The following is an 18843-nucleotide window of genomic DNA, read 5'->3' as shown; positions in this document are numbered from 1 at the left end:
GATAAAGGTTGAATCAATTGAGTTCTGAAGCGCCTGATATTGTTAACTGCTTTCCAGAAAAGCCTTTGCCCTGGCAGGATACCCAGTGGCACCCGCTGATTCAGCGATTTCAGTCCGGTCTGCTTGCTCATGCCTTGTTGCTTAAAGGTGCGCCGGGTATCGGCAAAGGCTTTTTTGCCAAAGCGCTTGCTGCTCGTGTGCTTTGTAATCAGGCGGGTGTCTCCTATGCCTGTGGTCATTGTAAAAGCTGCGAGCTGGTAAAGGCAGGAACTCATCCTGATTTGCTGGAGGTTCAGCCTGAGTCGGCTGGCAAGCCGATCAAGATTGATCAGATTCGTCGGGTGAATGAGTTTGCCCGTAAAACGGCTCAGCAGGGTGGTCGCCGGGTTATCGTTATCAATCCGGCTGAGGCGATGAATATCAATGCGGCCAATGCGTTATTGAAAAGTCTGGAAGAGCCTGGTGAAAATACGCTGTTCATTCTCGCCAGTGCCCGTTCCGGAGATATGCTGGCAACGATTCGAAGTCGCTGCCAGATGGTCACGTTCTCTGTGCCAGAGAGAGCCGGGTCAATGGCCTGGTTATCTGATCATATTGCCGACCCGTTGATCGTGGAGCAGCTGCTGGACCTTGCTTCAGGTTCGCCGATGACTGCGCGGTCGATGTTTGATAACGGTACTCTGGCCATTCGGGGACGCTTGATTAATGCCATGCCGGAACTGTTTCGGGGTAATCTGACTCCCGTAGAAATGGCCAAGGATTGGCACACCAGTAACCTGACTGAGCTGTTAGCCTGGATGGGGAGCTGGCTGGATGATGCTGTAAAACTTAAACTGACCGCCGATGAAAGCAGTATCAGAAATCGTGACCTCATTAGAATGCTGGACTATCTTGCTAAGAAAGTTGAGGCTTCTGATCTGTTGAAGTTGCGGGACAAAATCATGCTTCAGCGACAACAGTTGCTCGAGGGCGCCAATCTGAATAGCCAGATGCTGATGGAAGGGGTGTTCAGTGATTATCTTGAGTTACTGATATAGCTTAAAAGATGGTGGTAACCAGATCATTGTAAGCGATCATTTTTTTACAGAATAGAAGGAGAGGATTGTCATGGGAAAAGGGATGCAGGGATTGATGTCTCTGACCATTCGGGACACGGCATCGCTCTATGAAGCCTATATGCCTTTTATCAGCGGTGGCGGTCTGTTTGTTCCAACCCATAAGCATTATAACCTGGGTGATGATGTGTTTATCCGTCTGACGCTGATGGATGAGCCGGAAAAGATTCCTGTACCGGGTAAGGTGGTTTGGGTTACGCCAATGGGGGACCAGGGTAGGCGGCAGGCAGGGATTGGTATTCAGTTTAATGATCCAACGGACAGTGTCAGGACTAAAATTGAAACCTATATCGCGGGAGTTCTGGCTTCTGATCGACCGACCAATACGATGTGATTGTGATCTGCTGTTACGAGGAGCGATGGTTGTGGCAGGCTGTTAGCTGGTACCCTGACTGTCCGGTTTTCCGGCTGAGACCCGATGATAGCAATATTACTGTCACTTTCAGGTACGAATCCTTGATTAATGATTGATGGTAGTTGTCTATAGGTTGTCAGAGTGACCGGTGGTTTTTTATCGAAGCCTTTGGTTGTTGATTCGGTTTGCGCCAGACCGGGGGAGAACGTCAGGCTTTTCACTGTTCTGGGGCGAGGCAGCTTTTCCATAAGCAGTGTCGTGAGTGCTACCGCGATGCCTGAGCTTAAAACGACCGCAGAATTATAGGTCAGATTTTTAAGGAAGTTTATATAATAGCTATCTTGTTCATCAATAGGTAGCAGGTACTCCAGCGCGGTTTGTGCGAGAGTTTCTGTGATACACGCCGTAGCTATTGTGAGAAACAGTCCTGGTTTGGTTTTGAGCTGTTTTACACATCTGCCAATGAATGTGGCGCCTTGTTCAGCCCGGATTCTCTCTTCATTATTATCAATAGTGATGATGGTGGAAAGGGGAGATTGCTTAGAAATATACATGAACGAAGCCTGATTGAGAGTTAATTAAAGCGTGAACTCATCATTCAGCGAGCGGTAGCAATAAGCGTACGCTTGGCTGTGCTCTTGTTAAAAAGCACCACATAATTCTTCTTTCTTATATGTGAAAATACTTTTTACAGCTTTCAGTAATTATCTTTTGGGTATTTTCAGGCTGTTACCCCATAGAATAGTGCTGGTGAAAGAATATTTTCTTTTTTTTGGAGTTCGGTATGTTTATCGATTCCCATTGTCATCTTGATCGCCTTGACCTGAGTGGTTACGGAGGTGATCTTGATCAGGCGGTAGAGGCGGCCAGACAGGCTGGTGTGGATCGCATGCTCTGCATTGGTATAGATCTGGAAAATGGTCGAAAAGTGGTTGAGCTGGCAGAGCGATACGAGGATGTCTATGCCTCCGTTGGTGTGCACCCGCTGGACTGCAAGGAGATTGTGCCGGATATTGATGCGGTGCGTTATCTGGCTGAACATAAGAAGGTCATTGCCATCGGAGAGACCGGGCTTGATTATTATTACGCCACTACTGAAGGAGTGCAGGCGGTTCAGCGGCAGTCGTTTATCAACCATTTGCAGTTGGCTGCCGAACTTCAGTTGCCGGTTGTCGTGCATACCCGTGATGCACGGGAAGATACCATCGACTTTATCCGGGAGTATGGTTCAAAAGAGTCTGCGGGTGTTTTGCACTGCTTTACTGAATCTCTGGAAATGGCGAAGGTCGTCCTGGATCTGAATTACTATATTTCCATTTCCGGCATCGTTACTTTTCGAAATGCTGCTGCATTGAGGGAAGTAGTGCGATATCTCCCAATGGACCGGCTGTTGATTGAGACGGACTCTCCTTATCTGGCGCCTGTTCCTCATCGGGGGGAATCGAATGAGCCGCGTTTTGTGGCAGATGTTGCCCGCTTTATTGCGGGTCTGAAGGGGGTGACACCTGAAGAGCTTGGACTGAAAACATCAGAAAACTTCTTTCGGCTATTTTCAAAAGCGTTTTGATTTTAAACGACATTTAACAATTACAAAAACGGCTTGTCAGGAAGCTCAGGAACCTGGTCGGCATAGTTTGTTAAATAGTACACTGCTTTTCAGGGTAAGCGCTTGGGGTTGGTGCTTACTGATGAAGTGAAATTTTTAATGACAGGATGAAACCTTTTCCTCAATGCGTTGTCCTACCTCGTGGAGAGCAACAGGCTCCTTTTAGACGTCAACAGATGTCAAATTATGCGTCCTCCTATTCAACAATACTGTGGACAGTTTTTCGAGAACTCAATGCACGTGGCTCAAGGCCTGAGCAGTAGGGCTGGCATTTATTGGCAAGTCTGGTGTTTCCCCGAGTTGCCAAAAAGTACCCTGTATAGCCACAGCCCCCGGAATGCCTGGGTTAAAACTGTCCGAAGTATTGATTCAACTGGTTGCTAGTAAGTCGCCATGTTTTGATGTCTTGTATCCTGGGTTTTTGGAAAGGCAGTATTGTATAAAAGCTTGTGTCTAAAAACCGGAAAAGAGTCAATGCCAGAGGTAGGTTCGATGGATGGGTTTTCTGTTTTACAGTCATCAAACTACGATTCAGGCCTTAATCACCGGACATTTTCTGCGTCAAATTCTGGCAGTGATGGATGTCATGTCAGGACGGTTTTCGGGCGATTTTGTACGCAGAAGAAATCAATACCTGCGCGAATGAAGACGAATGAAGTGCCTGTCAGCTCGCAGTCCCACGCTGAGCTGTCAGCATTCCGAATAACATGTCAGCATCCTATGCGGAATCTTAATTGTCTAAAACTTGCGCTTGAGCCATTGCTGAATAACAAAACAAGAGAGTTGTTGTGTTATATACAGGGAAGGGAAAGTCCTGGGCGACGACCTGTGGAAGGTCCGAAGGCTTCAGATTTCGATCTAGTCTTCGGGGAGCTTAATATTGGTTATGAGCCCTCTCTGCTAAGAAGCTTTTCCCGTCTGTGGAATGGCGATACGTCCGTTGAAAAACCATTGCTCAATGCGACCAAAAATCTCTGCAGGGCGTATCCTGAGAACACCATTGGGGAAATGATAGATCAGCTGCGCTCCAGCACCGAAGAAGATCTCAGTGCAGACGGGCGGATGTGGCTGACGTACCTGAATAATGATTATTGGGCTGATGCAGGGGGAGAGGAAGCGTGTGAGGACGAGCTATTTTCATCTTGTGATTCTGTGAGTTCGAAATGCAGTTGGGGCTCCCTGGTCTGGGGGGCGTATGCTTTATTGCTTCTTGGTCAGGTCGGGAGTGGGGCGGCAACACCTCACTCCTCCCGCTCATCAGGTCCCGGGCGGGGAGGGATGGCATTGGCCGCAAATTCTACCCTGTTGAAAGGATCTGTTGAGGTGGAAGATCCGCATTCCGGGGAAAAGCGGGGAGGGACAGTTGATAAGTCATCGAATGATTTGCTCTGTCGGCACTTGATGCATGCCAGGGTTGGGCAAGAATTCATTACTCTCCGTACGTCAAGCTCCCATGATATCAGCCGAGCCTATCGTGAGACTTATGGGACACTGGGGCTGCGTCCGATTAATAGTAGCTTCAATGGTAGCTGTCTTGACGCAAGCGGTTTGCAGAAAAAGCTGCAGGGCCTGAAATCAGCATTGATTAATCGGGAGGCAATGCTTATTGATGGTCCTGATTTTCGGCCCTGCATCCATAAGGGCAAAGAATTCCTGGCTACTGAAGGTGCACAGAAGCGTGATCTGATTGCCCGGACAAATGATTTTAACCATTACTATACCCAATGTTCTGGAAAGTCCTCATTATTTCCATCAGATCAAATGGTCAAGAGTTCAAAGTCAGCTAAGTTCTCCAAATATGACGAGATGCAGGAAATTGTTGACCAGCTTGAAAAAATTGCAGGCGCCAGCCAGACGGTAAGTCTGGCTAAAAATACCCGAAAAAACAGAAGTCCCGACTGTCAGCAAATGGGCGTTGTGCAACTTCCCCGCCACTTGAAACAGCTGGTTGACGAGAAGGGAGTTCAATGGGTCACACAGGTTGCATACCAATCTTTAAGCGATGATCTGACGGATTTAGTCAAGATGTTAAAGGTGTCGTTGTCCAAAGGGGCTGAGGATTCAATTCAGAGTTCAGAATTGGAGTACCTCCGGGTTCCTTTGGACACGCTGAACGCTGCTCTGAAAACGCGACAAAAATTTCTCGCTGGTGGAGAATATTTCAAACCCTGTACGACGATGGACGGACAGCCGTTATTGGCTACTGACCGTGAACAGAGAGAACACCTGGCATTTATGATTTATAATGTTGCACACGAGCGTGACGTTCTGCTTTGCCAGCATGGGAGTTTGCTGGACAGTGATCGCATCTCATCATCAGACGCATTTTTTACCCGCCTGCCTGTCAGGATTCCAGAAACGTCGGGAGAGGCACGGCAAGTTATCCCATTAATGGCTAAAATCAAAAAGATAAATGGACTGATTGAGGATAGTATCCGTGCGTCAGAAGGGGAAAGCAGGGTCAGGCCTTCTTCCGCCAGTGTTGCGTCAGAAGCGGAGTACACGGTTATGCCTTCTTCCCCCTGTCCTTTACGGGGGTACGTGCCGCTTACCGGACCCTTGAAACGGCTGGTTAACGAGAAGGGTGTTCAATTGGCTGCACAGGTTGCGTACCAGTCTTTGCATGATGATTTGACGGATCTTGTCAGAATATTAAGGACGGCGTTGTCCAAAGGGGCAGGCTATTCAATTCAGGGCTCGGAATTGGAGTACCTTAAGAACAACATTTTGGACTCGCTGAACATTGATCTGAATACTCGAAAAATGTTTCTCACCGGTAACTGTACGACGATAAATGGACAGTCTTTATCAGACGGTAATCAGGAACAGATAGAACACCTGGTATTTCTGAGTTATAGCCTTGCGTCGGGACGAGATAAGCTGCTCAGGCAGAACAGGGGTTTGCTGGACAGTAAACTCACATTGTCAACACGCGCATTTTTTACCCGTATGCCTGCTGTGATTGCAGGCGGGGGGGGAGAGGCGCGTCAAATTATTTTATTAATGGATCAAGTAGAAGAGATCAACAGCCTGATTAAAGACGAGTTCGGTGCGTCAGAAGGGAAATACCGGGTTAGCCCTTCCGCCATCGTTATGTCAGAAGAGGAAAGCACGGTTAAGCCTTCTTCCCCCGGCGGTAGGTCAGAAGGGGGAAATACGGTCAGGACATCGTCCACCAAAGGCGTTTTGAAGAGGCGTGTTGAAATACCTCACAACGTCGCCGTCATATATCTAAAAGATCAGGCGAAAGCAGCCAGGTTTGATATCAATACACTGCAAGACCGGATTGTTAATCAGGTGGACGCCCTGATTAGAAGCAATAGCTATCATAAGGAAGGGTTTGGAACCGTTGCTAAGTTTGGCTGGTATGATATTGATAGTGGAGACTGGGGTCGGGCTCTTAATAAAATAGACTATACCAATTTAACACTCATCACACAGGCAAAAAAACAAGGGTCATTAAATCTGGACAACTTCGATTATATTATCAGTGTCTGGGATGATACCCAGAACAGAGTTTTATTCAATGGAATAGCATCACCTTACGAACGTAATGTTATCATAGGCAGTACGACTTACACTGATAAATCAGTGATAGCAAGTTACCTGAAACCCGACGATCTGCAGGATCATTGCTTTTACAAAACACCAATCTACTGGCGACCGGATCTTTGCTACACCAATCCTGATGGTGCAAACCTCAAGAAGTTTGACAGCGTCGTATTTCATGAGTTTCTCCATACAAAACAAATGGCTGGTCACAGTACGGTGCTCTACTGCAAGGATGTATTACTTGGGCGATGTGAAAACAAGTACTACAACATGTTTGATGCACTCAGTTCTGCAAGATTTTATGGCAATAGCGTTAATGCGCACGATAAATACAAGATGGGCTGGTTGACCGATAAGAATGTTGTTTCACTGAAGCCAGGCTCAGGCATCCATCGTATTACGCTCAATCACTTGAACAGTGATGCAGATGTCAAAAAAGCGGTCAAAATTGATTACCAGAGATATTCGGGTTTTGATATTTGGTTGGAATTCAGGCAGCCGACCGCCCTTGACTATGGCTTGAATAATAAAGCCTTTGACAAGATAACCAGTGGATTGCTTGTCTATAAAAATGGTCAATTACTGGATGGAACACCTAAAACAAGGGCAGTTGATTCTGGTTATGAGGCTGATGTCGCTATTACCGGTAATTTAAACTTTAAACCGCTAGGTCTCAGGATTGACAATCTTGAGTTTGATTCGAGTGCTCAGACCATCAGCTTTCTTGTTGATTTATCCACCCCGACTCCGGCACGAAATGTGCCTTTGGTCGATAGTTCTGGCTGTAATGACTGGCAGGCTTGCCCTGTTTTCAGAGGTGGTTCATTAACACGATTCTATCAGGCGACACTTAATGATATTGGCTACGGATCCCAAACTGATGAGGCTTGGCAATACAAATTTATTAACTTGCCTCCCGGAATAACCTGGACAGATGACGGTGTTAAGCGGCGGTATACGTCAAACCAGTCCGTGTATTCGGGTTCACCCCATAGCTGTATCACATTTTCTGTCGATTCCCGTGTTTCGCCGGGTGTATACAAATATACCATGCGTATTGAAAACCCGGCTGATAACACAAAATATAGTGAATTACTTCAGACTATTAGAGTACTGGATCAACAGCCTTATACTGTATTGGCTGAGGGTAATGCCCGTTGCGAGAACCCGTAAAACCCGGGGGGGGGGGGGGCTCTGAAACTTTGGTTTCAAGCTCCGGGTATGTGTCCTGCTGGGATTTTGACTCTTTGTCCCCGTAATTTTATAAGCGGGTATTATCTGATATTGCCATGCAGGGAGTTATATACGCACTGCATGAATAGTTCTGAACTGTTCCCGGAACAAATACGGTGCAGGTATTGGCAAAATATCCTGCCCGCCGCTATGGCATATCACCTCCAGTCTCTCTATAATTGCGCCACCATTTTCATCGGTGATGTTGCGGATTAAGGCTCAGGTACGGAATTTCCGATCATGCTTTGACTAATTATAAGAGACCAACAGTTCTCAATTACGAAGCGTGTCTATCTGTTTGCCCATCAGAATCCTGCTTTTTTAAAGCCGGTTTTTTTTTGTTGTCTGAACGGATTGTCTAAGTGCTATCCGGGGTAAAGACCGCGCAGCAGTAGCGTTGGAAAAGGTGGGCGGTGCCGCATCCTGCTGCTTGCCTCAGTGCCTTCTGGTTCTTGAGTTTGCTGTGTGTGGTTCGATATTGTCCCACCCTTTTCTGAATTCTCTGCTGGTAAAATATACTGTACTCCCGACCAGGTTCTGGTTGTCGGGAGTTTTGTATTTGGCTCTGACCTCTATTTATCACTACTCTATCCGTCAGACAGATCCCGATCACCGGAGAGACGGGGTATTCCTGACCTCCACTTGATTGATTAGGCGAAAGGTATGATCAAAATCAAACAGGGGCTGGATCTCCCGATCTCAGGATCGCCTGAACAAAGCATCACGGAAGGCAGGACGACGCGTTCTGTTGCCGTGACAGGCTTTGACTATGTGGGCATGAAGCCCACCATGGCGGTTGCTGCGGGAGATCGAGTCAAGAAAGGGCAGTTGCTCTTTACCGACAAGAAAACACCGGGTATCCGGTACACAGCATTGGCTGGTGGCACAGTTGCAGCAATTAACCGTGGTGACAAACGGGTTCTGCAATCAGTTGTTATTGATGTTGATGACAAGGAAGATGAAACGTCTTTCACCGCCTATAAAGCGGAAGAACTGGCAGGCCTTACGGCGGAACAGGTTGAAGGACTGCTGAATGAGGCAGGTCTCTGGATTGCCCTGCGCACCCGTCCATTCAGTAAAGTTCCGGCACTGGGTTCCCGTCCGGCTTCTATCTTTGTGACTGCCATTGATACGCATCCTCTGGCTGCGAATCCGGAAGTGGTGATCAAAGAGCAGGCTGAAGCGTTTGAGCAGGGTATTAATATTCTGGGCAAACTCAGTGGCGGCAAGATTTTCCTGTGTAAGGCTTCCGGGGCCAATATTCCTGCGGGCATTGCTAACAGTAAAGAGTTTTCCGGTCCCCATCCAGCGGGTCTGCCAAGTACTCATATTCATTTTCTGGATCCGGTTTCTGCTAAAAAGACTGTCTGGCAGATCGGTTATCAGGACGTGATTGCCGTGGGTAAACTGTTCACTACCGGTAAGCTTTACACTGATCGTGTGATTTCCCTGGCAGGACCACAGGTTGAGAAGCCACGTCTGGTTCGCACTCGCCTGGGTGCCAGCACCGATGAAATCGCTGCGGGTGAACTGAAGGCGGGTGTTAGCCGTATAATTTCAGGCTCGGTATTTGGTGGTCGTACTGCCAATGGCCCATTTGCCTACCTGGGACGTTACCACAATCAGGTATCGGTTCTGGAAGATAGCGATGAGCGTCTGTTCCTGGGTTGGGTTAACCCGATGGTTGATCGTTTCTCCATTTTGCGAGTGATGACTTCCGGTTTAAGCAAGAGCCGTCTGTTTAACTTCACCACAACCACCAATGGTGGTGAGCGTGCCATGGTTCCTGTGGGTAACTACGAACAGGTGATGCCTCTGGATATTCTGGCAACACAATTGCTTCGTGCCATTATTGTTGGCGATACCGAGACCGCTCAGAAACTGGGTGTGTTGGAGTTGGAAGAAGAAGATCTGGCCCTGTGTGCGTTTGTCTGTGCTGGTAAATACGAGTACGGCCCTCTGCTGCGTGACAATCTGACCCGTATAGAGCTGGAGGGGTAAATCCGTGAAGCCATTAAGAAAACTCCTTGACTCGATGGAGCCCCATTTCGTCAAGGGCGGTAAATACGAAAAATTCTATGCGTTGTTTGAAGCGGCTGACACGCTGCTCTTTACACCGCTGGATAAAACTCACAATACCAGTCATGTGCGTGATGCAGTTGACCTGAAGCGAATGATGGGTATTGTCTGGCTGTGCACCTTCCCGGCCATGTTGTTTGGTATGTGGAATGTCGGTTACCAGGCCAATACCGCCATCGCCGGTGGTCTGTCTGCACCGGCGGACTGGCACGGCATGCTGATCGCCATGCTGGCCGGACATGATCCTGCCAGTCTCTGGGATAATATGATCTACGGCGCTATCTACTTCCTGCCCATCTACGCGGTGACGTTTGCCGCCGGTGGTTTCTGGGAAGTACTGTTTGCCATTGTTCGCAAGCATGAGGTGAACGAAGGTTTCTTTGTTACTTCCGTTTTGTTTGCCCTGATCGTTCCTCCGAGTATTCCCCTGTGGCAGGTTGCCCTGGGTATTTCTTTCGGTGTAGTGATCGGTAAGGAAGTGTTCGGTGGTACTGGCAAGAACTTCCTGAACCCCGCGCTGACTGGCCGTGCGTTCCTGTTCTTTGCTTACCCGGCGCAAATCTCTGGTGACCTGGTCTGGACCGCCGTGGATGGTTTCTCCGGAGCCACCATGCTCAGCGTTGCCCAGCAGGGTGGTGTGGAAGCACTGCAACACTCCATTAGCTGGATGCAGGCTTTCCTCGGAGTGATGCAGGGTTCCGTTGGTGAGACTTCCACTCTGGCCATCTTTATTGGTGGAGCGGTTCTGCTGTTCACCGGTATTGCTTCCTGGAGAATTGTTGCCGGTACCATGATTGGTATGATTGCCACGGCTACGCTGTTCAACCTGATTACCTCTGACACCAATCCGTTGTTTGCGGTGCCCTGGTACTGGCACATGGTGCTGGGTGGTTTCGCTTTCGGTCTGATCTTTATGACCACCGATCCGGTATCTGCGTCCATGACCAATACCGGTCGCTGGTTTTTCGGCGCATTGATCGGCGTGATGGTGATTCTGATTCGCGTGGTAAACCCTGCGTATCCGGAAGGCATGATGCTGGCTATTCTGTTTGCCAACCTGTTTGCGCCGCTGATTGACCATTTTGTGGTTGAGGCTAATATCAAGCGTCGGGAGGCTCGGGCCTGATGGGAAACGATTCGATTAAAAAGACGCTGCTGGTGACGGTGGTACTGTCACTGATCTGTTCGGTACTGGTATCAGCGGCCGCAGTGCTCCTGAAGCCGCTGCAGGAACAGAATGTGAAGCTGGATGTTCAGCGCAATATTCTGGCCATTTCCGGTTTGACTCAGGATGCCAAAGCGCTGAGTGTCGCCGAGGTTGACGAACTTTACCTGCAGATCCAGCCTCGGCTGGTGGATCTGAAAACCGGCAAGTTTATTGAGCAAACGCCGGATGGTCTAACGGTGGATCAGTATGACCAGCGTATGGCGGCGAAAAATCCCGCTGAGTCCAGATCGTTAACGGGTGGCGCAGATATTGCCGGCATCCGGCGTCAGGCGGATGTGGCGAAAGTCTACCTGGTGGAAAAAGACGGCAACATGCAGACCCTGATCCTGCCAGTACACGGCTATGGTCTGTGGTCTACCATGTATGGTTTTCTGGCGCTGGAAAATAACCTGAATACCGTTAAGGGATTTGGTTTCTTCGAACAGGGGGAAACTCCCGGACTGGGCGGTGAAGTCAATAATCCGAGGTGGACATCCCGCTGGCCTGGTAAGGAAATCTATGGTGCTGGAGGAAACGTGGCACTTAAAGTCATTAAGGGGAGCGTTGATGCAGCGAATCCTGCAGCAATGAGCCAGATCGACGGTCTGGCTGGCGCTACCCTGACGTCTAATGGTGTCAGCAACCTGATTAAATTCTGGCTGTCCGATACCGGTTTTAAACCGTTCCTTAATAACCTGAAAGCGGGGGATGCATAATGTCTGTGAAGACCAAAGATATCCTGTTGGAACCGGTCGTAAAAAATAACCCCATTACCCTGCAGATCCTCGGTATCTGCTCGGCACTGGCGGTGACCACCAGCATGCAGGTGAGTCTGGTAATGGCCCTGGCGGTAATCGGTGTCACCACCTTTTCCAACCTGGCCGTTTCCCTGATTCGTAACCAGATACCCAACAGTATTCGTATTATCTGTCAGATGACGGTGATTGCGTCGCTGGTTATTGTGGTGGATCAGATTCTCAAGGCCTACGCCTTTGATATCTCCAAGCAATTATCGGTATTTGTTGGCCTGATCATCACCAACTGTATCGTTATGGGACGGGCAGAAGCGTTTGCCATGAAGAATGGCCCGATGCTGTCAGCTCTGGACGGTTTCGGTAATGGTCTGGGCTATGGCTGTGTACTGCTGGTCATTGCTTTCTTCCGTGAGCTGTTCGGTGCGGGCAATCTGTTTGGTGTTGAAATCCTGAAAACCGTGAATAACGGTGGCTGGTACCTGCCAAATGGTCTGATGCTGCTGGCACCCAGCGCCTTCTTCCTGATCGGCCTGCTGATCTGGGCGATCCGCAGCTGGAAGACAGAACAGGTTGAAGCGGTGGAATTCAAGATTGCACCCAATACCCAATTCAGTGAGGCGCACTAAGTCATGGAACATTTTATTTCGCTTTTTGTGAAAGCAGTGTTCGTGGAAAACATGGCACTGGCTTTCTTCCTGGGTATGTGTACCTTCCTGGCGGTTTCCAAGCAGGTAAAAACGGCACTGGGTCTGGGGGTTGCTGTGGTGGCGGTACTGACCATCACCGTACCCATCAATAACCTTATCTATCAGAATATTCTGAAAGACGGTGTGCTGGTACCGGGTGTCGACCTGAGCTTTTTGGGCCTGATTACCTACATCGGTGTTATTGCGGCCCTGGTGCAGATTCTGGAAATGTTTCTGGATAAGTATGTGCCAGCGCTTTACAACGCCCTGGGTGTTTTTCTGCCACTGATTACCGTTAACTGCGCCATTATGGGTGCGGCTCTGTTTATGGTTCAGCGTGATTACAATTTCGGTGAATCGGTCGTCTACGGTTTCGGTGCGGGTATGGGCTGGGCTCTGGCCATTGCGGCCCTGGCCGGTATTCGGGAGAAGCTCAAGTACAGTGATGTACCGGTGGGACTGAGAGGTCTGGGCATTACCTTCATTACGGTAGGTTTGATGTCTCTGGGCTTCCTGTCGTTCTCTGGCGTACAGCTGTAAGGGGATAGGAACGTATGGATTTAAATATTATCTATGGCGTTGGCATGTTTACCGCTATCGTCCTGGCGCTGGTGCTGGTTATCCTTGCCGCCCGTTCGAGACTGGTCAGTACTGGTGATGTCACTATCGGGATCAACGAAGACCCGGAAAAAGGCATGACTACTTCTGCCGGTGGCAAACTGCTGAATACGCTGTCCAATGCGGGTGTTTTCCTGCCTTCTGCCTGTGGCGGAGGTGGTACCTGTGCCCAGTGTAAGTGCAAGATTTTGTCCGGTGGTGGTGAAATGCTGCCAACCGAGCGCGTGCACTTTACCAAGCGTGAAGAGAAAGAAGGCTGGCGCCTTTCCTGCCAGGTCGCTGTTAAGCAGGACATGGAAATTGAAGTTGAAGAAGAGCTCTTCGGCGTCAAGAAATGGGAATGTGAAGTGCTCTCTAATGAGAACGTAGCCACCTTTATCAAGGAGCTGGTTCTCAAGTTGCCGGAAGGTGAAAACGTTAACTTCCGTGCTGGTGGTTATGTTCAGCTGGAATGTCCTGCTCATACCGTTGAGTACAAGAACTTCCATATTGAAGAAGAGTACCGTGGTGACTGGGACAAGTTTAACCAGTGGCAGTACGTTTCCAAGGTGAATGAAGACACCATCCGTGCTTACTCCATGGCTAACTATCCGGAAGAGAAGGGGATATTGAAGTTCAATATCCGTATTGCTTCGCCACCGCCGGGCACTGATTTTGAGCCGGGTAAGATGTCTTCGTATGTCTTTAACCTGAAGCCCGGTGACAAGATGGCTGTGTACGGCCCGTTTGGTGAATTCTTTGCCAAAAATACCGACAACGAGATGATCTTTGTGGGTGGTGGTGCCGGTATGGCGCCGATGCGGTCACATATTTTTGATCTGCTCCGACGCCTGTCATCAAAGCGGAAGATTTCTTTCTGGTACGGTGCGCGCTCTCTTCGTGAAGCGTTCTACGTGGAAGAGTTCGACCAGCTGGCTGCAGAGAATGAAAACTTCACCTGGCATCTGGCGCTCTCTGATCCATTGGCTGAAGACAACTGGACCGGGTTGACCGGCTTTATCCACCAGGTACTGTTCGATAACTACCTGAAGGATCACCCGGCTCCGGAAGACTGCGAGTTCTACATGTGTGGACCACCCATGATGAACGCAGCGGTTGTCAAGTTGCTGGAAGACCAGGGTGTTGAGAAAGAAAACATTCTGCTGGATGACTTTGGTGGTTAAACGCTGATGTTATTCCTGTAAGAGAAAAAGCCGGTGCTCTCCTGGAGTACCGGCTTTTTTGTTAAGAAAATAGCCCCATAAAAAATGAAATGGAGTCACAGATAATGAGCACTTCAACGGTTTTGATTACCGGCGCTACCTCAGGATTTGGCCTTGCCAGCGCCAGACTTTTTGCTGAACATGGTTACCCCCTGATTATTACCGGGCGACGTGTTGATCGTTTACAGAAACTCTCTGATGAGTTGAGTGCGCTGGTTCCCGTGCATTACGTGCCTCTTGATGTGCGTGATGCCCAGGCGGTGTCAGAGATGGTTGCCACGTTGCCAGAGTCATTCCGAAATATTGAGGTGCTGGTCAATAATGCAGGATTGGCCCTGGGGTCTGGGCCAGCCTGGGAAGCCAGCCTGGAAGACTGGCATACCATGATCGATACCAATGTGACGGGGCTGGTCAATGTCACGCACTGTTTGTTGCCGATTCTGCGTCAGCAACCCAAAGCATCGATTATTAATCTGGCGTCTGTAGCCTCTAACTGGTCATACCCAGGTAGTCATGTTTACGGTGGAAGTAAGGCATTTGTCGCCCAGTTTTCCCGCAATCTTCGTTGTGATCTTGCTGGTAGTGGTGTTCGGGTGACGAGCCTTGAACCGGGTATGTGTGAAACGGAATTTTCACTGGTTCGTTTTAAGGGCGATCAGGAGAAGAGTGACAACCTTTATAAAGGAGTTAATCCCATTCGGCCGGATGATATTGCTGACATTATTTTCTGGATTGCCAGCCAGCCAGCCCACATCAATATTAACAGCCTGGAAGTCATGCCCACCTCTCAGGCATGGGACAACTTTAAGGTAGTTCGGGAAACTGACTGATATTGGCAGAAAAGCAACCCTGAGCCGTGGATTGTCCACGGTGATGCAATTTAATTAAACTTTCTGATATAGGTGTGGCGTATTTCAGCCGTTTCATTTTGTTAGTCTGCTTAAAAATTGAATTAAATTACAGGGGGATAATGTAAAAGTAATATTGGCCGGACCTGATTTTTCAAACTAAACCTAGACTTGGATTTTTCAGTATCTTTGATGTTTTCAACAGATCTGTTGTGTTTCATTAATTTATTTTTAATTCAGGATCAGATAATGTCCTTACTATCACTGTCATCTTTTTCAAATGTACTTAGTTTTCCTCATTTATCGGCCAAACAAAAGATCGAGGGAAATCAAGAGGGTTCAGCATCAGGCGTGGTCAGCGTCGACATTTCTAAAAATATATTATCCAAAAATACTCATGAATCGATCGGCCAACCACTCAGTTGCCGGAAGGTTATCTTGGGAGTTTTCAGCGGGATACTGTATTTGATACAGCAGGTAGCTAGCGAGGGGAGTGCGCAAAATATGACGTCTACGGCCAATGGCACAACTGGGGAGGCGTCCGAAAGCTCTGAAAGTGATATACCTTGGGGGGGGGTTATCGCTGGAATTGCCGCGACGGGAATTGTTGTGGCTATGATTTGCGGTGTTACGTGCAAGAAAGAAGTTCGAAATAGAAGTGAGAAAGAGAAATCGCAGGAATTAGCAAGGGAGAAAAAGCAAGCAAAGAAGGACGAGAGGCAGAAAAAACGAGAGGGTTACACCAAAGTAGCAGCTCAAGGTGATTCAGATAGGGGTACAAAATTAACTAATGGTTCAGAGGGCGCTGTTGAAGTTAAAAGTGGAAATCGAGGTTCCAGTGCTTCAGGGAACGATTTTACCGGAAAAATAAAGCATTTAAGTGTGTCCGATAGCGATTTCACTATTAACGTAAACAGCGCCGGTTCAGAGGCTGTAAATAATTCTGCAGTTTTCGAAGGGGATCCCTCAACTTCCACCAGAGTCCCCACATCCCTACCTAATGCGTCGAGCGAGAGTGTTCACTATGTCGACGAAAATTAATGGCAGCCCGTTGGTCGGTGGTCAGCAGACTGTCAGAGCGCAAGGGTATTACGTCGGTGATCCTGTCTGTTTATTGAACAATCTTCCAGGAGCCATCTGCCTGGAGGCAGGCCTGTCCCCAGGCGTCCTCTGTTTCTCCGCCAATGGTTACAGACTGTTGAAACTCCCGACAAACCAGTCCGGTTGTCGAGCTTTTGCCTTGTTTGGTGGCAACGACATAACCACTGGCATTACCATCATTCCAGATAACCTTTTCACCAATCGGAGCCGTTGTCGCCGTAACCTGGGCGGTTTCGTGCTCACGCTGGGCAGCCTCATTGATATTATCAAGGATTTTCAGGGTGATGGCGGTAAACGCCAGCCATTTCACCGCATCATTGTCATTATGGTAACGGCCATAGCCGGCGTAAGGTTTGCCGTAGGGGCGGAAAACAACAACGTTATTAATCGTCCTTCTGCGGGGAACGATAACCGGTTGAATTCGGGCGCGTCGCTGGTCATTCCAGCGTTTATCCTGCCGATCATCCAGACGTTTATCCTCACGTTTATCCTGTCGGTTATCCTGTCGGTTATCCACTCTTAAGTCAGCCATTGCCGTATTTGCCAGAAGACCAAGAGATAATGTCACTATCAGTGGGTAGAGCCAGGTTTTAATCATGGGTAATTTTCTTCGGATTATTTATCGTTAAGGCATCTGCCGGTCAGACCGCATTGCCCCACAGCAGGACGGTAGCCTGAGCTCGTCCGGGACCTTTGGTCCGATACTCGAAAGAGACTCTGTTAATGACTCTGGCTTTTCCAGGCAGGTCAATCTGACGGGAGCTGTTGTTCTTTCGAACCAGACCTTTCATAGATATTCCCCGAGTCTGGCCATTTTGGTAGTGGATAATAACACGGTTGAAATTAACATCAGCGCCACGCACCCTGAATTGAATTTTCCGAAACGCACCCTCTCTGGCACCGACATGGATCGTATCGGTTTCTGAACGACGGCTGACTTGCTTTTCTCCCAGTAATGTCCATCCGGAGGCTTGTGCGGGTGGAATAGTCAGGGCGGTCATGAGCAGAGCAATGAGACTGAAAAAAGTAAGGTGACGAATCATCGTTCTGAAAACTCCCGGTCATTTATTTTTATATTGAATATCAATATGCAATATAGTGGTATTTACGTGAAATCGGTATTGTGATTTCTACCTATAAAAATTTATTGAATGACAGAACAGAGGTTCCCAGTACTACTTTCAGGATTACCAGGGCATCCTCTTCAGAAGCCACGGATTTCAGTTGGTCGAGCAGCCGCATCATTGCGTCCTGGGCAGAGGGGTGTGGTGCGCGGGACATGAGATTATCAATAAACATTCTTACTACGTTTCGGAAATGAGGGTCGCTGTTTAATGCGGATTCCCAGGATGATATAAATGACTGGCGGCTATTGAAATCAAGATTTCTGGCAACAATGGGCATCACCTTACCCTGAAGGGCAGTGACAAAATGCATCCGACTGGGGTAGTAACGCTGTAATGTTGATTTGCTGATGGTCAGCTCTCTGGCCAGCCGGTCATAGGTGATGGCCTCCCAGCTTTCGGTCATGAAAATATTCAGGATTACACTGTCGTAAAGTTCTTTTCGACGTGCACGTTCTTCACTGCTGATTTTTGCCATGGTTAATGTAGAGCCAGTTGTTGCCAGTGTTTCAAAGTGAGGGGGAGATGCCCTGATAATGCACAGGGTGAACCTCTCAGGGAAGTCTGGACAGTGCTTTATGGTTGGATGCGCATTGTTAAATATAAGTACGCATTAGTGCAAGGGCTTTATTTCAGTACGATTACTTCTGCCTACTCACAGAATTTTTCGTGCGAGACTTGTATAAAAGACGACAACCTGCGCAAAAAAACATAAAGAAACGCAAAGCGGCCTTCTGATATTGCACTACGGAAGTCGTTTGTATTTTGCGCTATTGGCCGTCGTGGATGACCTGGCCGACACCATGGAAATACTACCGATAGAAAGTTTTTGACACATGAGGAAAATGATTTTATCAATGGGGCCAATATTGTGGTTGATGGCGGGATGACCAAAAAGATGATTTATCGTTAGTGGGGGGGAGAAGAAAAGGAAAGAAGAAAAAAGAAGAAAAGGACATCCACAAATGAAAGAAGAAAAGGACATCCACAAAAAGAAGAAAAGGACATCCACAAAAAGAAGAAAAGGACATCCACAAATGAAAGAAGAAAAGGACATCCACAAATCAAATGCTAATATTGGGCTTGAATTTGTGGCTGTCCTATTTATTCCTCCACAAATCAAATGCTAATATTGGGCTTGAATTTGTGGCTGTCCTATTTATTCCTCTATTTATTCCTATTTATTAGGCCCTCGGGTCCGATAGGGCGGGGAGCAGTCACTACTGAAAAGGTTACCAGTTACTATGATAAAACAGTCATTAACAAAGTGTGGTAGTTATAATACCCCGCGACTGAACAAAACGGCAGATGGATCTGACTTGTTGAATAAAGAGTCAATGTCCGTGAACCTGAAGGAACTGG

The 18843-nt window shown here is 48.2% G+C and carries 17 protein-coding genes; 13 read left to right on the top strand and 4 right to left on the bottom strand.

Translation table 11 applies throughout. From position 1 onward, the window contains the following. Positions 1 to 17: 17 nt before the first annotated feature. Both RM811_RS18230 and RM811_RS18225 read left to right on the top strand, forming a co-directional pair. Positions 18 to 1037 carry a DNA polymerase III subunit delta' gene (locus tag RM811_RS18230; protein ID WP_402527165.1) on the top strand — a complete coding sequence of 340 codons (1020 nt, stop codon included), beginning with the start codon at positions 18 to 20 and terminating at the stop codon, positions 1035 to 1037. 70 nt (positions 1038 to 1107) lie between these two features. Next, a complete protein-coding gene (locus RM811_RS18225; RefSeq protein ID WP_402527163.1) occupies positions 1108 to 1449 on the top strand; it encodes a PilZ domain-containing protein in 342 nt (113 codons plus the stop codon). Here RM811_RS18225 and RM811_RS18220 read toward each other — a convergent pair. Next, positions 1401 to 2024 carry a hypothetical protein gene (locus RM811_RS18220; RefSeq protein ID WP_402527161.1) on the bottom strand — a complete coding sequence of 208 codons (624 nt, stop codon included), beginning with the start codon at positions 2022 to 2024 and terminating at the stop codon, positions 1401 to 1403. The genes RM811_RS18225 and RM811_RS18220 overlap by 49 nt on opposite strands. Before the next feature lie 230 nt (positions 2025 to 2254). Between RM811_RS18220 and RM811_RS18215 the strand changes: the two genes are divergently transcribed. The 10 genes from RM811_RS18215 to RM811_RS18170 all read left to right on the top strand — a co-directional run bounded on the left by RM811_RS18215 (position 2255) and on the right by RM811_RS18170 (position 16297). Beyond that, positions 2255 to 3037 (top strand): TatD family hydrolase, encoded by a 783-nt coding sequence (locus RM811_RS18215; protein WP_402527159.1) that lies wholly within the window; start codon positions 2255 to 2257, stop codon positions 3035 to 3037. 867 nt (positions 3038 to 3904) lie between these two features. Further along, positions 3905 to 7801 (top strand): hypothetical protein, encoded by a 3897-nt coding sequence (locus RM811_RS18210; RefSeq protein ID WP_402527156.1) that lies wholly within the window; start codon positions 3905 to 3907, stop codon positions 7799 to 7801. Positions 7802 to 8524: 723 nt separating this feature from the next. Further along, positions 8525 to 9862 carry a Na(+)-translocating NADH-quinone reductase subunit A gene (locus RM811_RS18205; RefSeq protein WP_402527154.1) on the top strand — a complete coding sequence of 446 codons (1338 nt, stop codon included), beginning with the start codon at positions 8525 to 8527 and terminating at the stop codon, positions 9860 to 9862. A 4-nt stretch (positions 9863 to 9866) separates the two neighbouring features. Next, positions 9867 to 11066 carry an NADH:ubiquinone reductase (Na(+)-transporting) subunit B gene (locus RM811_RS18200; protein ID WP_402527152.1) on the top strand — a complete coding sequence of 400 codons (1200 nt, stop codon included), beginning with the start codon at positions 9867 to 9869 and terminating at the stop codon, positions 11064 to 11066. Next, positions 11066 to 11863: a Na(+)-translocating NADH-quinone reductase subunit C gene (locus RM811_RS18195; RefSeq protein ID WP_402527150.1), complete on the top strand. Its 798-nt coding sequence runs from the start codon at positions 11066 to 11068 to the stop codon at positions 11861 to 11863. The genes RM811_RS18200 and RM811_RS18195 overlap by 1 nt, the downstream gene beginning before the upstream one ends. After that, positions 11860 to 12528 carry an NADH:ubiquinone reductase (Na(+)-transporting) subunit D gene (locus RM811_RS18190; RefSeq protein WP_402527167.1) on the top strand — a complete coding sequence of 223 codons (669 nt, stop codon included), beginning with the start codon at positions 11860 to 11862 and terminating at the stop codon, positions 12526 to 12528. Before RM811_RS18195 ends, RM811_RS18190 begins: the two co-directional genes overlap by 4 nt. A gap of 3 nt (positions 12529 to 12531) precedes the next feature. Beyond that, a complete protein-coding gene (nqrE, locus tag RM811_RS18185) occupies positions 12532 to 13128 on the top strand; it encodes an NADH:ubiquinone reductase (Na(+)-transporting) subunit E (protein ID WP_402527148.1) in 597 nt (198 codons plus the stop codon). A gap of 14 nt (positions 13129 to 13142) precedes the next feature. Further along, complete coding sequence (gene nqrF, locus RM811_RS18180; RefSeq protein WP_402527146.1) at positions 13143 to 14369, top strand: NADH:ubiquinone reductase (Na(+)-transporting) subunit F; 1227 nt, start codon at positions 13143 to 13145, stop codon at positions 14367 to 14369. Between the two features lie 104 nt (positions 14370 to 14473). Then, entirely contained in the window at positions 14474 to 15238 is a 765-nt protein-coding gene (locus tag RM811_RS18175) for an SDR family oxidoreductase (protein ID WP_402527144.1), read from the top strand. Between the two features lie 267 nt (positions 15239 to 15505). After that, the gene (locus tag RM811_RS18170; RefSeq protein WP_402527142.1) at positions 15506 to 16297 is read left to right on the top strand and encodes a hypothetical protein; all 792 of its coding nucleotides are present in this window, start codon (positions 15506 to 15508) and stop codon (positions 16295 to 16297) included. A 70-nt stretch (positions 16298 to 16367) separates the two neighbouring features. On the opposite strand, the gene RM811_RS18165 is transcribed toward RM811_RS18170, so the two are convergent. From RM811_RS18165 to RM811_RS18155, 3 genes are all read right to left on the bottom strand, one after another. Continuing rightward, entirely contained in the window at positions 16368 to 16955 is a 588-nt protein-coding gene (locus RM811_RS18165; protein ID WP_402527140.1) for a hypothetical protein, read from the bottom strand. Between the two features lie 43 nt (positions 16956 to 16998). Next, positions 16999 to 17400, bottom strand: coding sequence for a hypothetical protein (locus RM811_RS18160; protein WP_402527138.1), 402 nt, complete (start codon positions 17398 to 17400; stop codon positions 16999 to 17001). A gap of 91 nt (positions 17401 to 17491) precedes the next feature. After that, complete coding sequence (locus tag RM811_RS18155) at positions 17492 to 17959, bottom strand: hypothetical protein (protein WP_402527136.1); 468 nt, start codon at positions 17957 to 17959, stop codon at positions 17492 to 17494. A 487-nt stretch (positions 17960 to 18446) separates the two neighbouring features. On the opposite strand from RM811_RS18155, the gene RM811_RS18150 reads away from it, so the two are divergent. After that, positions 18447 to 18611 (top strand): hypothetical protein, encoded by a 165-nt coding sequence (locus tag RM811_RS18150; RefSeq protein WP_402527134.1) that lies wholly within the window; start codon positions 18447 to 18449, stop codon positions 18609 to 18611. Positions 18612 to 18843 lie beyond the last annotated feature (232 nt).

It is taken from the genome of Endozoicomonas sp. (assembly GCF_031844845.1).
Lineage (GTDB): Bacteria > Pseudomonadota > Gammaproteobacteria > Pseudomonadales > Endozoicomonadaceae > Endozoicomonas.
Note: the sequence above shows the minus strand (reverse complement) of the source record. Positions and strands in the feature narration are given on the sequence as shown.

Excerpts from the sequence above, each read along its gene's own strand:
- RM811_RS18225 (WP_402527163.1), top strand. The coding sequence starts at position 1,108 with ATGGGAAAAGGGATGCAGGGATTGATGTCTCTGACCATTCGGGACACG.
- RM811_RS18220 (WP_402527161.1), bottom strand. The coding sequence starts at position 2,024 with ATGTATATTTCTAAGCAATCTCCCCTTTCCACCATCATCACTATTGAT.
- RM811_RS18215 (WP_402527159.1), top strand. The coding sequence starts at position 2,255 with ATGTTTATCGATTCCCATTGTCATCTTGATCGCCTTGACCTGAGTGGT.
- RM811_RS18205 (WP_402527154.1), top strand. The coding sequence starts at position 8,525 with ATGATCAAAATCAAACAGGGGCTGGATCTCCCGATCTCAGGATCGCCT.
- RM811_RS18195 (WP_402527150.1), top strand. The coding sequence starts at position 11,066 with ATGGGAAACGATTCGATTAAAAAGACGCTGCTGGTGACGGTGGTACTG.
- nqrE (WP_402527148.1), top strand. The coding sequence starts at position 12,532 with ATGGAACATTTTATTTCGCTTTTTGTGAAAGCAGTGTTCGTGGAAAAC.
- nqrF (WP_402527146.1), top strand. The coding sequence starts at position 13,143 with ATGGATTTAAATATTATCTATGGCGTTGGCATGTTTACCGCTATCGTC.
- RM811_RS18175 (WP_402527144.1), top strand. The coding sequence starts at position 14,474 with ATGAGCACTTCAACGGTTTTGATTACCGGCGCTACCTCAGGATTTGGC.
- RM811_RS18170 (WP_402527142.1), top strand. The coding sequence starts at position 15,506 with ATGTCCTTACTATCACTGTCATCTTTTTCAAATGTACTTAGTTTTCCT.
- RM811_RS18165 (WP_402527140.1), bottom strand. The coding sequence starts at position 16,955 with ATGATTAAAACCTGGCTCTACCCACTGATAGTGACATTATCTCTTGGT.
- RM811_RS18160 (WP_402527138.1), bottom strand. The coding sequence starts at position 17,400 with ATGATTCGTCACCTTACTTTTTTCAGTCTCATTGCTCTGCTCATGACC.
- RM811_RS18155 (WP_402527136.1), bottom strand. The coding sequence starts at position 17,959 with ATGGCAAAAATCAGCAGTGAAGAACGTGCACGTCGAAAAGAACTTTAC.
- RM811_RS18150 (WP_402527134.1), top strand. The coding sequence starts at position 18,447 with ATGAAAGAAGAAAAGGACATCCACAAAAAGAAGAAAAGGACATCCACA.